At 69.4% G+C, this 14,002-nt stretch carries 12 protein-coding genes; 3 read left to right on the top strand and 9 right to left on the bottom strand.

Annotated features, from left to right (window positions below; genetic code table 11):
• The first annotated feature begins 88 nt into the window (after positions 1-88).
• Positions 89-799 carry a transcriptional repressor LexA gene (gene lexA, locus ET475_RS13015; protein ID WP_277985757.1) on the top strand — a complete coding sequence of 237 codons (711 nt, stop codon included), beginning with the start codon at positions 89-91 and terminating at the stop codon, positions 797-799.
• Positions 800-858: 59 nt separating this feature from the next.
• Here the strand turns inward: lexA and metE are convergent, their stop codons facing one another.
• Both metE and ET475_RS13005 read right to left on the bottom strand, forming a co-directional pair.
• Positions 859-3,180 (bottom strand): 5-methyltetrahydropteroyltriglutamate--homocysteine S-methyltransferase, encoded by a 2,322-nt coding sequence (metE, locus tag ET475_RS13010; RefSeq protein WP_129390996.1) that lies wholly within the window; start codon positions 3,178-3,180, stop codon positions 859-861.
• Complete coding sequence (locus ET475_RS13005) at positions 3,177-4,145, bottom strand: methylenetetrahydrofolate reductase (RefSeq protein WP_129390992.1); 969 nt, start codon at positions 4,143-4,145, stop codon at positions 3,177-3,179. Before ET475_RS13005 ends, metE begins: the two co-directional genes overlap by 4 nt.
• A 263-nt stretch (positions 4,146-4,408) precedes the next feature.
• On the opposite strand from ET475_RS13005, the gene ET475_RS13000 reads away from it, so the two are divergent.
• A complete protein-coding gene (locus ET475_RS13000; RefSeq protein WP_129390989.1) occupies positions 4,409-6,301 on the top strand; it encodes a dipeptidyl-peptidase 5 in 1,893 nt (630 codons plus the stop codon).
• Positions 6,302-6,648: 347 nt separating this feature from the next.
• Here ET475_RS13000 and hflX read toward each other — a convergent pair whose 3' ends face one another.
• Entirely contained in the window at positions 6,649-8,145 is a 1,497-nt protein-coding gene (gene hflX / locus ET475_RS12995) for a GTPase HflX (RefSeq protein WP_242497636.1), read from the bottom strand.
• Between the two features lie 53 nt (positions 8,146-8,198).
• Here hflX and ET475_RS12990 point away from each other — a divergent pair, with 53 nt between their 5' ends.
• Positions 8,199-8,840 (top strand): class I SAM-dependent methyltransferase, encoded by a 642-nt coding sequence (locus ET475_RS12990; RefSeq protein ID WP_129390983.1) that lies wholly within the window; start codon positions 8,199-8,201, stop codon positions 8,838-8,840.
• Between the two features lie 7 nt (positions 8,841-8,847).
• Here ET475_RS12990 and ET475_RS12985 read toward each other — a convergent pair whose 3' ends face one another.
• The 6 genes from ET475_RS12985 to miaB all read right to left on the bottom strand — a co-directional run bounded on the left by ET475_RS12985 (position 8,848) and on the right by miaB (position 13,902).
• Entirely contained in the window at positions 8,848-9,462 is a 615-nt protein-coding gene (locus ET475_RS12985) for a PepSY domain-containing protein (RefSeq protein ID WP_129390980.1), read from the bottom strand.
• Between the two features lie 81 nt (positions 9,463-9,543).
• Positions 9,544-10,407 (bottom strand): diaminopimelate epimerase, encoded by an 864-nt coding sequence (gene dapF / locus ET475_RS12980; RefSeq protein ID WP_129390977.1) that lies wholly within the window; start codon positions 10,405-10,407, stop codon positions 9,544-9,546.
• Between the two features lie 22 nt (positions 10,408-10,429).
• Complete coding sequence (locus ET475_RS12975) at positions 10,430-10,975, bottom strand: dihydrofolate reductase family protein (protein ID WP_129390973.1); 546 nt, start codon at positions 10,973-10,975, stop codon at positions 10,430-10,432.
• Between the two features lie 31 nt (positions 10,976-11,006).
• Positions 11,007-11,426 carry a GNAT family acetyltransferase gene (locus tag ET475_RS12970; protein WP_129390970.1) on the bottom strand — a complete coding sequence of 140 codons (420 nt, stop codon included), beginning with the start codon at positions 11,424-11,426 and terminating at the stop codon, positions 11,007-11,009.
• Positions 11,423-12,340: a tRNA (adenosine(37)-N6)-dimethylallyltransferase MiaA gene (miaA, locus tag ET475_RS12965; protein WP_242497635.1), complete on the bottom strand. Its 918-nt coding sequence runs from the start codon at positions 12,338-12,340 to the stop codon at positions 11,423-11,425. Before miaA ends, ET475_RS12970 begins: the two co-directional genes overlap by 4 nt.
• Entirely contained in the window at positions 12,337-13,902 is a 1,566-nt protein-coding gene (miaB, locus tag ET475_RS12960; protein ID WP_129390963.1) for a tRNA (N6-isopentenyl adenosine(37)-C2)-methylthiotransferase MiaB, read from the bottom strand. Before miaB ends, miaA begins: the two co-directional genes overlap by 4 nt.
• Positions 13,903-14,002 lie beyond the last annotated feature (100 nt).

The raw sequence follows: 14,002 nt of genomic DNA, 5'->3' as shown, positions 1-14,002 counted from the left end.
CGGAACGGGATACCGTTTCGATGAGGACACCTCATCACCGACCTCCGACATTCGAAGAAGCTGCGCGAGCGGCGGGACGGGAATTGACATGGGCGATGCATCTCAGGACGCCGCGGCGGTGGCGTCACGCGAGAACAAGCCACGGCGGCAGACGCGGCGGCGCAAGAGCCTGAGCGACAAGCAGATGGCCATTCTCGAGGTGATCCAGCGCTCCATCACCCGGCATGGGTATCCGCCGAGCATGCGTGAGATCGGCGATGCGGTCGGGCTGAAGTCGCTGTCGAGCGTGACCCACCAGCTCAACCAACTCGAGTTGAGCGGTTACCTGCGCCGCGACGCGGGGAAGACGCGCGCGATGGAGATCCTCATCGACCTTCCCGGCGCGTCGACCGAGAACCCCGCCGACACCGTTCCCGCCGTCGGCGACGCGGCGCTGGTGCCTCTGGTGGGCCAGATCGCGGCGGGCGTGCCGATCACCGCCGAGCAGCAGATCGAAGAGATCTTCCCCCTGCCGCGTCAACTCGTGGGCAAGGGTGACCTCTTCATGCTCAAGGTGCAGGGCGAGTCGATGATCGACGCGGCCATCTGCTCGGGCGACTGGGTCGTCGTCCGCTCGCAGAACACGGCAGAGAACGGCGACATCGTCGCCGCGATGCTCGATGGCGAGGCGACGGTGAAGACCTTCCGGCAGCGCGATGGGCACACCTGGCTCCTCCCCCGCAACTCGGCTTTCGAGCCGATCCTCGGCGACGACGCCGTGGTGCTGGGCAAGGTCGTGGCGGTACTGCGCGCCATCTGAGACAGGCATGCGAAGGGGCCCGGGCACAATGCCCGGGCCCCTTCGCGTCGATCACACGATTACACCTGCACGAGGCGCCCCTCACGCACTCGCTCGGCGGCGGCGACGAGGTTGCCCAGCGCCGCCACCGTCTCGGGGTAGGCACGCGTCTTCAGACCGCAGTCGGGGTTGACCCACACCCGGCGCACCGGGAGTGCGGCGACGGCCTGCTCGAGCAGATCGACGATCTCATCGACCTGCGGCACACGCGGAGAGTGGATGTCGTACACGCCGGGCCCGATCCCCCGCGCGAAGCCCGACTCGGCGATGTCGGCGATGACCTCGCCACGGCTGCGGGCCGCCTCGATCGAGGTGACATCGGCATCCAGAGCCGAGATGGCGTCGATGACCACGCCGAACTCCGAGTAACACAGATGCGTGTGCACCTGGGTCGCAGCATCCGCCCCCGCCGTGGCCAGGCGGAACGATGCGACCGACCAGTCGAGATACGCGGGCTGGTCGGACTTCTTCAGCGGCAGCAGTTCGCGCAATGCCGGCTCGTCGACCTGGATGATGCGGATGCCCGCCGCCTCGAGGTCGGCGATCTCATCGCGCAGGGCCAGTGCGACCTGGTTGGCGGTCGTGGCCAGCGGCTGGTCGTCGCGCACGAACGACCAGGCGAGGATGGTGACCGGGCCGGTGAGCATGCCCTTGACCGGCTTCTCGCTCAGGTCCTGGGCGAACTGCGACCAACGCACAGTGATCGGCGCCGGTCGCGACACGTCACCCCAGAGGATCGACGGACGCGTCGCACGCGACCCGTACGACTGCACCCACCCGTTGCGCGTCACCGCGAACCCATCGAGGTTCTCGGCGAAGTACTGCACCATGTCGTTGCGCTCGGGCTCGCCGTGCACGAGGACATCCAGCCCCAGTTCCTCCTGAAGCCCGATCACCGAGGTGATCTCCAGACGCAGCACATCCTCGTAATCGGCCGCGGACAGCTCGCCGCGGTCGTGGGCGGCACGGGCGCGACGGATCTCGCCGGTCTGCGGGAACGAACCGATCGTGGTGGTCGGCAGCAGCGGCAGCCCCAGGGCCTCTTGTGCGGCATCCCGTTCCTCCTGCGGGCCGCGGGTGAACGCGGTAGCGTCGAGGGCGGCCGCGCGCGGTCGCACCGCTCCATCGCGCACCCCGTCGGCGGCGGTGCGGTCGGCCAGTGCCGCCGTGGCGGCGTTCAGCTCGTTCTCGATCTGCGTACGGTCGGTGACAAGCCCCCGGGCGAGGATCGCAACCTGATCCACCTTCTGATCGGCGAATGCGAGCCACGACGCCAGACGCGGGTCGAGGTCGGGCTCGTCGGCCACGTCGTGCGGAACATGCTGCAGCGACGTCGACGTGCCCACGGCGACCCCTGCCGCCCCCAGACCGCCCAGACGCTCGAGCGTCGTCCACGCGCGCTCGAGGTCGCCGCGCCAGATGTTGCGCCCCTCGATCACACCGCCCACGAGCGTCTTCGCCTGAAGTCCCGGCAGCGGTTCGGGCACGCCGCCACGGGTGAGGTCGACGGCGATGGCCTCGATCGGTGCCGCCGCCAGCGCACGCCAGCTCTCGTTCGACAGCTGCGCATACCCGGACGCCACCAGCACCTGGGGGCGGTCGGTCGCACCCCCGAGTACCGCATACGCGCGCTCGGCGGCACGCGCCAGGTCAGCCGAGGTCGTATCGAGCGTCTCGCTGACCAGCGCGGGCTCGTCCAGCTGCACCCACTCCGCCCCCGCGGCGCGCAGAGCGCTCAGCAGCTCGACGTAGACCGGCAGCAGGTCGTCGAGACGGTCCAGCGGCGAGAAGCCGTCGGGCGCGCCCTCGGCGGGCTTTGCCAGCGCGAGCAGCGTGACCGGGCCGACCACGACAGGACGCGTGGTGAATCCCTCGGCACGCGCCTCGGCGACCTGCCGCACGAACCGATCGCCCGAGCGCGCGAACACGGTATCGGGGGCGATCTCGGGAACGAGGTAGTGGTAGTTCGTGTCGAACCACTTCGTCATCTCCAGCGGCGCGTGCGCGCTGTCGCCGCGCGCGGCGGCGAAGTACGCGCGCAGACCGATCGAGCCGTCGCTCTCGCGCACGTCGGCGAAGCGGTCGGGCAACGCCCCGACAGCCACCGCCGCGTCGAGCACCTGGTCGTAGTAGGAGAACGACTCAGGGATCGACGAGTCGTCCTTGCCGAGGCCAAGCTCGGCCAGACGCTCGCGGGTGGCCCTGCGTAGATCAGCGGCCGTCGTCTCGAGCGCGGCTTCGTCGAGGGTGCCGGCCCAGTGCGCCTCCACGGCACGCTTGAGCTCGCGGCGGCGGCCGATGCGGGGGTAGCCGAGGATCGTCCCGGCGGGGAATGCGGTCATCGTGCGGTCTCCTTCTGGATGGTGGTCGGGATTCCGGCCTCGCTCAAGACGGCGAGGACGGTTTCATGGCTGTTGAATGCATACAGGTGCACGCCGGGGGCGCCGCCGGCCACGACCTCGGCGGCCAGGCGGGCGGCGTAGGCGACACCGATAGCCCGCTGCCGTGCCGGATCGGGCTCGATCTGCAGATCGATGGACAGCTCGGCGGGCACCTCGTGACCGGTCAGCGCCAGCACGCGGGCCAGCCGCGCCGGCGAGGTGACGGGCATGATGCCGGGCAGGATGGGGATCGTCACGCCGGCGGCGCGACAGCGATCGACGAAGCCGAGGTAATCGTCGGCGTGGAAGAACAGCTGCGTGATGGCGAAGGTGGCGCCGGCCGCCTGCTTGGCCAGCAGCGCATCGATGTGCTCGCGCGGGTGGCGTGAGCGCGGATGGCCGTTCGGAAAGGCGGCCACGGCGATCTCGACAGGCTCACCGGGAACAACCCGGGCCGCGCGAGGCAGACCGTTGATGCCGGCTTCGGCATATGGCGCGCGCTCGGCCTGCACCCGATCGATGAGCTGCACGAGCTGCGCGGCCGATTCCAGGTCGCCGAGAAAACTGTCGCCCTCTTCGGCACCGACGGGCGGGTCGCCACGCAGGGCGAGAAAACTCCGGATGCCGGCATCCAGGAACTCCCGGATAAGTCCGGCCGCTCCCGTATAAGTGTTGCCCACGCACGTCAGGTGCGCCAGAGGCTCGACCTCGGTGTGCGTGCGCAAGTACCGCAGGACCTCCAGCGAGGCACCTCCGGTCGAGCCACCGGCGCCGTAGGTCACGGAGATGAACCGGGGCCCGGCCTCGGCCAGCCGCGTGAGCGTGTCGTGCAACGCGAGCGTCGACGCCGGCGTGCGAGGCGGGTACACCTCGAACGAGAACGGCACGATCGGCGAGGTGCGCTGCAGATCGTCGGCGAGGGTCATGGGGTTTCCTGTTCGATGGGCAAGGGCGAAAGGCCAGGCGGCCGCGACCGCGCACGAGTGCGCGGAGTGTGCGGGCGGGTGCCGGGCTCGGCTGTCGCTCCTGCCCGGGCGAACCCCGGGCGACGATGGGTCCACCGTAGAGGCATCCGCCCCGCTCGTCACGCGGTATGACGCACTGTTGCGAGGTCCATATCGACAGAGGTATATGGCCAGAGGGACGGTTTCAGGGCCTGTAGCGGGATGCCGCAGACTAGCGTGGAACCATGTCTTCTGCGCTCCCCTACGGCACGTGGCCGTCACCGATCACCGCCGAATTGGCGGCGTCTTCCGCCCCGCGTCTGGAGGGCGCGCGCTTCGTCGGCGACGATGTGTGGTGGGGGCAGTCGGTGCCGGCCGAGGGTGGCCGGATGACGGTGCTGTCGCGCCGCCACGGGGTTCTGCTGCCGGCGCCCTGGAACGTGGCCTCACGGGTGCACGAGTACGGCGGCGGCGCGTGGACGGCAAGCCCCGACGGGCGGCTGTTCTTCGTCGAGAAGAGCGACCAGTGCGTATGGGAGTACGCGCTCGGCGGATCACCTCGCCGGCTCACCGAGCCCGATCGCGGCGAGCGCTACGGCGGTCTGACCTGGCAGCACGGGCGGCTGCTCGCGGTGCGCGAGACACATCGTGACGGGTCGGTCACCCATGACATCGTCGAGATTGTCGGCGACGGGTCTGTGCTCGCGCTGACGCGCGGCAGTGACTTCGTCGCGCATCCGGCACTGTCTGCCGACGGGCTGCGGCTGGCGTGGATAGCGTGGGACCACCCCGACATGCCGTGGGACAGCGCGCAGCTGCGGGTGGGGCGGCTTGATCCGACCGGCGTGGCCGACGCGGTGACCGTGGCCGGCGGGGACAGCTCGCCGGTGCAGCCGGTCTGGGTCGATCCCGACGCGCTGCTGTACGCCGACGACGTCGACGGTCGCTGGAACCTCTGGCGCGTGCAGGTCTCGGCAGACCTTGAGCGGCGACCGGTCGCACCCGCCGACGCCGACACGGGCGGCCCGATCTGGGTGCTGGGCACCCGGTGGTTCCAGCCGGTGGCAGGCGGACGCATCGTGGCCGTGCGAACGAACGGGGGTGACGAACTCGTCGTCATCGATGCGGCCACGGGTGCGGCATCCCCTCTTCTCGTCGATGTGACCGCCAACGCCTCCGTCGAAGACGTGCAGGGGTCGAAGGTGCTGGTGACCGGTGCGGGCGTTAAGGGCCCGCCGTCGGTGTGGCTCATCGACATCGACGACCCCGGCGTGGCACAGCGCATTGCGGGCGGCGGTGTGGCGTGGGGAGCGGAGTGGACGCCCCGACCGCGCGAGGCGACGTTCGACGGGCCGCACGGCGTGGTGCACGCCTTCGACTACCCGCCCACCAACCCGGATACGACCGGCCTCGCAGGCGAACGTCCGCCGTACCTCGTGTTCGTGCACGGCGGACCCACCTCGCACACGGCGCCTGCGGCATCCGCCAAGATCGCCTACTTCACCAGCCGCGGCATCGGGGTGCTCGATGTCAATTACGGCGGGTCGACGGGGTACGGTCGCGCGTATCGCGAGCGGCTGCGCGGACAGTGGGGCATCGTGGATGTCGACGACGTCGCCTCTGCCGCCGAGGGCCTGGCCGCCGAAGGGCGGGCGGATGCCGCGCGCCTGGCGATCGAGGGAGGGTCGGCCGGCGGCTGGACGGTGCTGGCTGCCCTGGTGAACACCGACGTGTTCGCGGCGGGGATCTCCCGCTACGGCGTCGGGGATGCGCGGGCGCTGGCCACCGACACGCATGATTTCGAGTCGCGCTATCTCGACGGGCTGATCGGGCCGCTGCCCGAGGCCGAGAACGTGTACCTGGAACGTTCGCCGTTGTCGCATCCCGAGCGGTTTCGCGTGCCGGTGCTGCTGCTGCAGGGCGCCGACGATGCAGTCGTGCCGCCGAGCCAGGCAGAGGCCATTCGTGCGGCGCTGGCCGAGCGCGGCATCCCGCACGCTTCGGTCTTGTATGAGGGCGAGGCGCACGGCTTCCGCCGTACCGAGACGGTGATCGATGTGCTGCGCACCGAGCTGGCGTTCCTCGGCGCGGTGTTCGGCTTCACCCCGGCCGACGTCCCGCCGCTCCCCCTCTCCTGACCCCTCCTCCCCCTCCTCCCCCTCTCATCCCCCTCCTCCCGCGAGTTGTCCCTCGGGTTGCCCGAGTTGTCCCTCTGTTGCCCGAGTTGTCCCTCTGTTGCCCGAGTTGTCCCTTTGTTGCCCGAGTTGTCCACTCACGTCAGAGGACAGGTCGCGCAACCCGAGGACAACTCACGCAACCCGAGGACAACTCACGCAACCCGAGGACAACTCACGCAACCCGAGGACAACTCACGCAACCCGAGGTCAGCTCGCGCAACCCGAGGACAACTCGCGCAACCCGAGGACAACTCGGGCAACCCGAGGACAACTCGGGCAACGCGGGGACAACTCGGCGAAGGGGCGGGTCAGCGGGAGACGAGGTAGGGGGCGAGCTGGGCGGCCAGATGCGCGCCCACGCGCGCGTGCAGGAACGTGCCGCCTTCCTCATGCGCCTGCTCGAGGATGATGCCGGTCTCGTGCGCGGCCGAGATGAGGTCGCCGCGGTCGTACGGCACCAGCGCTGTCACCTCTGCGGCCGGCAACGGCAGGGCCGCTTCGACCGCGGCACGCAGCTCATCGATGCCGGCTCCCGTGCGGCTTGAGACGAACAGCGCCCGCGGCTCGAGTCCGCGCAGCAGCAAGCGGGCGTCGTCGTCGATGAGATCGGCCTTGTTGAACACCACGATCTCGGGGATGTCACGCCCGCCGACATCTCCGATGACATCGCGCACTGTCGCCAGCTGGGCAGCCGGGTCAGGATGCGACGCGTCGACGACGTGCAGGATGACATCGGCATCGGCGACCTCTTCGAGCGTCGAGCGGAACGCCTCAACCAGCTGATGAGGCAGGTTCCGCACGAACCCGACCGTATCGGTGAGCGTGTAGACGCGACCGTCGGAGGCCTGCGATCGGCGCACCGTGGCATCCAGGGTCGCGAACAACGCGTTCTCAACGAGCACGCCGGCGCTGGTCAGTCGATTCAGCAGCGAAGACTTGCCGGCGTTGGTGTATCCGGCGATCGCCACCGACGGCACGGTGTTGCGCTTGCGCTCGGCACGCTTGGCTTCGCGCGCGGGCCCGAACTCCTTGATCTGGCGACGCAGCTGAGCCATGCGGGTGCGGATGCGGCGTCGGTCGAGCTCGATCTTGGTCTCACCCGGTCCGCGCGAGCCCATGCCCGCTCCGCCGGCACCGACCTGGCCACCGGCCTGGCGGCTCATCGAATCACCCCACCCGCGCAGGCGTGGCAGCAGGTATTCGAGCTGTGCGAGTTCGACCTGCGCCTTGCCCTCACGGCTCTTCGCATGCTGGCTGAAGATGTCGAGGATGACGGTGGTCCGGTCGATCACCTTGACTTTGACGACGTCTTCGAGGGCACGACGCTGGCTGGGTGCCAGCTCGGTGTCGGCGATCACGGTATCAGCGCCCAGGGCTGCCACGACATCGCGCAGTTCCTGCGCCTTGCCGCGGCCGACGTAGGTGGCCGGGTCGGGATGCGGACGGCGCTGCAGCATTCCATCCAGCACGACCGCGCCGGCCGTCTCGGCGAGCGCAGCGAGCTCGCGCAGCGAGTTCTCGGCGTCTTCGGTCGCACCCTGCAGGTGCACACCGACCAGAACCACGTTCTCCAGACGCAACTGGCGATACTCGACCTCGGTGACGTCTTCGAGCTCGGTCGACAGCCCGGGAACCCGGCGCAGTGCGGCCCGTTCCTCGCGGTCCCACTGCTCGCCGTCGGTATCGCCGCCCGCCGCGGTCCCGGCATCTTGCAACGCCTGCGCGGCACCGAACACACGCACGCCGGAGTGCGCGTCGGCGCGCGCGAGCACGCGATCGACGGGGTCGGGCGTGGTCTCATCCATTCGATCAACTCTAGTCTCCGGCATGGCCCTTCCTTCCACTACGCTGAAACGTCATGGGCAGTGACCACTACTTCAGCGCGTCCCCTGCCAGTGCCGAGAATCTCCGCACGATCACGATCCACCTGGCCGGTCGCGACGTCGAGGTGACCACCGCTGGCGGCGTGTTCAGTCCTGAGCGCATCGACCCCGGCACCCAGGTGCTGCTGGCGAACACCCCACCGCCTCCGCCCGGTGGGAACATCCTCGATCTCGGCTGCGGCTGGGGCCCGATCTCGCTGAGCATCGCGCTCCAGTCTCCGCACGCGACGGTCTGGGCGGTCGACGTCAACGAGCGCTCTCTCGACCTCGTGCGCCGCAACGCGGCATCCCTCGGCCTCGACAACATCAACGCCACCACACCCGACGGTGTTCCCGATGACATCGCCTTTCGCGGCATCCGCTCGAACCCGCCCATCCGGGTCGGCAAGAACGTGCTGCACGACATGCTGCTGCACTGGCTGCCGCGGCTGGACGAGAGCAGCGACGCGTGGCTCGTGGTGCAGCGCAACCTCGGGTCGGACTCGCTGCAGCGCTGGCTGGCTGCCACGCTCGACCATACGTTCAGCGTGCATCGCGCGGCGACCGGACGCGGGTATCGCGTTCTGAAGGTCCGCCGCCACGGCACGCCGATGACCGAGCCCATCGAGCTGCCGTAGCGCTCGGTCAGCCCGCGTCGGGACCCGATCGGATCACGCGCCCATCGGCTGCGTCGAGCACGACGGTGATGCCGTCATCGCCGCCGAACGTGACCTCCCACGTGATCGTGCCGTCGCGCTCGCTGTCGATCTCGACTGCCGAGACACCCGTGACGCCGTCCGCGTGGTCGGCTGCGGCGGCGATGGCATCCCGAACCTTGAGCGTGGCCTCCGCCAGCTTCGCGACATCGTCGTCGGGCGTCGTGTCTTGCTCCTTGCGCTGCACCGTCGTGCCGTCCTGAGACAACTCGAGGTCGAACTGCCTGCCGCCCGAGCCCGCGACCTTGACCTCCCACAGCGTCACGCCGTCGTCGGTGTCGAGCTCAAGGTCGAACACCTGTCCGCCTGCGACGGCACCCTCGGCCGTGTCGATCGCGGTGAGTGCGGCCGACGTCTGTGCCGACCCCTCCGCGGTGGGCGTGCTCTTCTCGGGCTGTGGGACGGGAGCGGTGGATGCCGCGGCCGCCCCGCCGTCGTCCGTCTGCGTGGCCTCAGGCGCGCTGTTCGCCTCGCAGCCGCTCATCACCGTGACTCCCGCCACGATGAGCCCTGCCCATAGCAGCCGTGGTTTGTCCGTCAGCATCGCATGCCTCCGATCGCGTCGGTCGTGGCGCTCAGCCTATGAAATCACCCTGTGCAGGCCATGAATGCCGGGGACGCGAGATCAGGCCAGCGCGATCTCCCCCGAGAACACGAGCTGCGCGGGACCGGAGAGCAGCACGTGATCGCCGACGATGCGCACGCCCAGCGTGCCGCCGGGCACATCGACCCTCCAGTTGTCGGGGGCGGATGCCCCGGCCCAGTCGCGCACCGCCAGAGCGGTGGCACACACCCCGGTGCCGCAGCTGAGCGTCTCGCCCACGCCGCGCTCGAACACGCGCATACGCACGCGGCCGACGCCGTCGACCACGAGCGGATCGGAGGGAACCACGAACTCGACGTTCGCCCCGGCCGCCGGCTCGGGGTCGAGGATCGGGATGGCCGTGAGATCAAGCCCCGCCAACTCTTCGGCCGTCGACAGTGCCACGACCACATGCGGGTTGCCGACATCGACGCCGAGTCCCGGACGGGGGACATCCAGGCCGCGCGCACGCACGAGCACGTCGCCGGACTCGATGCGGAACGCGCCCAGGTCGACCTCGTAGCCGAGGTCGCTGCGGGTCATCCGCAGCGGACCGTTGCGCGTGCCGATCACGATCTCATCACCGTCCGGCAGCTGCGCGAGACCTGTCTGCAGCAGGTAGTGCAGGAAGACGCGGATGCCGTTGCCGCACATCTCGGCGATCGAGCCGTCGGCGTTGCGGTAGTCCATGAACCATTCCGCGCCGGCCGCGGCCGCGTCGGCACCGGCAGAGGTCGCCGTCGAGCGGACGACCCGCAGCATCCCGTCGCCGCCGATGCCGAAATGGCGGTCGCACAACGCAGCGACCTGCGTCGCGGACAGATCGAGGGCCCCGTCGGGGTCGGGCACGATCACGAAGTCGTTGCCGGTGCCGTGGCCCTTGGTGAAGGAGATCGTGGAGGTCATCGCGACAATCCTACGGGCCAGGTCATGCCTCCGACGCCGGTGGCAGCGGTCCGCGCACGCGGTAGTGACCGCACAGGAATGCGCGGTTGCGCGCCACATCGATGAGTTCGAGGTCGAGCGCGCGCGGCAGCAGGGGAGCTCCGGCGCCGAGTGTGACCGGCGCGTACTGCACCCACAGCTCATCGAGCAGGCCGGCGTCGGCGAACTGCCCCACGAGCTCTCCCCCACCGACGATCCAGACGTCGCGCCCACCGGCGGCCTGGATCATCGCGGCGTGCACGTCGCGCACGTCTCCCTGTGCGAACCGCACATCTGCGCCGGGCGGGGTCGGCAACGTGCGGTGCGTGAACACCCATGCCGGCAGGCTGTACGGCCACGGGCCGCCGTACTCGAGCACCCACTCGTAGGTGGTGGCCCCCATCGCCACGGCCCCGACGCCCTCGATGAATGCGTCGTAGTTCATCGGGCCGTGCTCGTCGATGTCCTGCTCGAGCAGCCAATGCAAGGAATGATCCGGCGTCGCGAGGAATCCGTCCAGACTCGACGCGGTGTAGTAGTGCGTGGTCATTCCCCCAGCATGGCGGGTGGCTCCGACATCCTCACCCGTCGGCGATCAACCGCTTCCCCGTCGCCCACGTGTCGAACGCCTCGTAACCCAGCGCATCGTAGAAGCCGCGGGCCGCGGTGTTCTCGGGCCGGACCATGAGCTGCACCTTCGGACAGCCCATCGCCTGCAGCAGGCGCTCGCCCTCAGCCACGAGCGCGCGCCCGATGCCCTCACGGCGCCGCGCCGACGCCAGATAGTACAACCACCCGCGATGACCGTCGTATCCGGCCATGACACTGCCGACGATCGCTTCCCCGTCAACGGCCACGAGAAACAGCTCGGGCTGCACGGCGAGCTTGCGCTCGATGTCTTTACGCGGGTCGTTCCAGGGACGTGTGAGCCCCGCCTCCTGCCAGAGCGCGACGACGGGCTCAGTGTCGGATGTGCGAAACGCGCGGATCGTGAAGCTCACGCCGTCCAGTCTGCCAAAGCCGCGGCATCCACTCCCGGCTCCACCCACCGCAGCCCCGCATAGCGCTTGAACCACGACACCTGCCGACGCGCATAGCGGCGCGTGAGCGCCTGGGTCTCGGCGATCGCGTCGGCTTCGGTCTTCTCGCCCTTCAGCTGTGCGAGCGCCTGCGCGTAGCCGATCGCGCGGGGGGCGGTCGTGCCGCGCTCGAGGCCCGCCGCACGCAGCCGTACGACCTCGTCGAGCAGGCCGTCGCGCCACATCTGCGCCACGCGCTCGTCGAGTCGGGGCACCAGCTCGGCACGCTCGACGTGGGTGCCGATGATGCGGGTGTCGGGATGCCACGGCACGGGCTCGTCCGGAAGAGCGGCCCCGTGCGTCGCCTTCCCCTGGGCGAGCACTTCGAGTGCCCGCACGATGCGGCGCCCGTTGCGCGGGTCCATCTTCGCCGCCGTCGCCGGATCCTGCGCGCGCAGCCGTGCATACAGCACCGCGGGGCCCGCTGCGGCGAGCTCTTCCTCAAGCTCGGCACGCAGGGCGTCGTCACGCGGCGGAAAGCGGAAGTCGTACAGCACGCTGGACACGTACAGGCCCGAGCCACCGACCAGGATCGCATCGGCACCGCGGGCGAAGATCGCCGAAATCGCAGCGCGCGCGGCATCCTGATACCAGGCCACGGCCGCCTCGTCGGTCACCTCGAGCACGTCGAGCAGATGGTGGGGGATGCCGCGCCGCGCCGATTCCGGCAGTTTTGCCGTGCCGATGTCCATGCCGCGATACAGCTGCATGGCGTCGGCATTGACGATCTCGGCCGGGCGCCCGCCGGCGGCGAGCGCTTCGGCGACCTCGAGCGAGAGGGCGGTCTTGCCGGTGCCGGTGGCGCCGACGATGGCCCAGAGGCTGCGCTCGCTCAACGCCCGGGGGCGCGCAGGCCGATGGTCGGCATGCCGAGCGAGACCGCACCGCCGGCCGCGCCACCGTGGGCGGGTACGGCACACGAGTCGGACTGACCCCGCTCCCATGCGTCGCCGGCGCGCGTGCGGCGAATCCGCAGCGGCGCACCGTCGGGCGCGTCGGCGAGCAGATGGAAGGGAGCCGCATGCGTGATCGTCGCCGTCACCATGTCGCCGGGGCGCGGCAGCTCAGAGCCGGCCGGCACCTCGAAGTGCACAAGGCGGTTGTCGCGCGCGCGTCCGGTGAGGCGGTGGGTGGCGGCATCTTTACGGCCCTCGCCGGTGGCGACGAGCAACTCGACCTGGCGCCCGACCTGCTTCTCGTTCTCTTCGAGCGAGATGCGCTCTTGCAGGGCGAGAAGGCGCTCATAGCGCTCCTGCACGACAGCCTTGGGCACCTGATCGGCCATTGTCGCCGCCGGTGTGCCCTCGCGAATGGAGTACTGGAAGGTGAAGGCAGAAGAGAACCGCGCCTGCTCGACCACGCGCATCGTGTCTTCGAAGTCTTCGTCGGTCTCGCCGGGGAAACCCACGATGATGTCGGTGGTGATCGCGGCGTCGGGCATCTTCTCTCGCACCCGGTCGAGGATGCCGAGGAAGCGCGTGCTGCGATACGAGCGACGCATGGCCTTGAGCACCCGGTCGCTGCCCGACTGCAGCGGCATGTGCAGCTGCGGCATGACATTCGGGGTCTCGGCCATGGCATCGATGACGTCGTCGGTGAACATCGCGGGGTGCGGGCTCGTGAAGCGCACGCGCTCGAGCCCCTCGATATCACCGGTCGCGCGCAGCAGCTTCGCGAATGCCTGCCTGTCGCCGAACTCCACACCGTAAGAGTTGACGTTCTGCCCGAGAAGCGTGACTTCGACGGCGCCGTCGTCGACGAGAAGACGGATCTCGTTCAGGATGTCGCCGGGGCGGCGATCTTTCTCTTTGCCGCGCAGACTCGGCACGATGCAGAACGTGCAGGTGTTGTTGCAGCCGACCGAGATCGACACCCAGCCGCTGTAGGCGCTGTCGCGCTTGGTCGGCAACGTCGAGGGGAACACTTCCAGCGCCTCGAGAATCTCGAGTTCGGCCTCACCGTTGTGGCGCGCGCGCTCGAGCAGCCCCGGCAGCGATCCCATGTTGTGCGTGCCGAAGACGACATCGACCCAGGGGGCTTTGTCGAGCACGGCCTGCTTGTCCATCTGGGCGAGGCATCCACCGACGGCGATCTGCATGCCCGCGTGGGCATCTTTCTTCGACTTGAGATGCCCCAGCGTGCCGTACAGCTTGCCGGCGGCGTTGTCGCGCACTGCGCAGGTGTTGATGACGACGACGTCGGGGTCTTGATCGTCGGCGGCGGGAACATAGCCGGCGCTCTCGAGGGAGCCCGCCAGCCGTTCGGAGTCGTGCACGTTCATCTGACAGCCGAACGTGCGCACCTCGTAGGTGCGGGTATGGCCGTCGACGTCGACGGCTGCGGGTGACGGTGCGATGAGCGTCGGCTCAGAAGAGACGGCGGAAGACACAGGAGTCATGATCTTGCCATTCTACGAGCCGATACCACCGCAAAGGCTGGGCAACGGCGTCGGGTCCATAGCGATTTCATCACCGGTCATAACGACCTCCATCATCACG

The organism is Microbacterium protaetiae (assembly GCF_004135285.1).
Lineage (GTDB): Bacteria > Actinomycetota > Actinomycetes > Actinomycetales > Microbacteriaceae > Microbacterium > Microbacterium protaetiae.
Note: the sequence above shows the minus strand (reverse complement) of the source record. Positions and strands in the feature narration are given on the sequence as shown.

Coding starts and splice junctions, on each gene's coding strand:
- ET475_RS13005 (WP_129390992.1), bottom strand. CDS start 4,145: ATGACCCTCGCCGACGATCTGCAGCGCACCTCGCCGATCGTGCCGTTC.
- ET475_RS12990 (WP_129390983.1), top strand. CDS start 8,199: ATGGGCAGTGACCACTACTTCAGCGCGTCCCCTGCCAGTGCCGAGAAT.
- metE (WP_129390996.1), bottom strand. CDS start 3,180: ATGACCGCATTCCCCGCCGGGACGATCCTCGGCTACCCCCGCATCGGC.
- ET475_RS12975 (WP_129390973.1), bottom strand. CDS start 10,975: ATGACCACGCACTACTACACCGCGTCGAGTCTGGACGGATTCCTCGCG.
- ET475_RS12985 (WP_129390980.1), bottom strand. CDS start 9,462: ATGCTGACGGACAAACCACGGCTGCTATGGGCAGGGCTCATCGTGGCG.
- ET475_RS13000 (WP_129390989.1), top strand. CDS start 4,409: ATGTCTTCTGCGCTCCCCTACGGCACGTGGCCGTCACCGATCACCGCC.
- lexA (WP_277985757.1), top strand. CDS start 89: ATGGGCGATGCATCTCAGGACGCCGCGGCGGTGGCGTCACGCGAGAAC.
- miaB (WP_129390963.1), bottom strand. CDS start 13,902: ATGACTCCTGTGTCTTCCGCCGTCTCTTCTGAGCCGACGCTCATCGCA.
- dapF (WP_129390977.1), bottom strand. CDS start 10,407: ATGACCTCCACGATCTCCTTCACCAAGGGCCACGGCACCGGCAACGAC.
- hflX (WP_242497636.1), bottom strand. CDS start 8,145: ATGGATGAGACCACGCCCGACCCCGTCGATCGCGTGCTCGCGCGCGCC.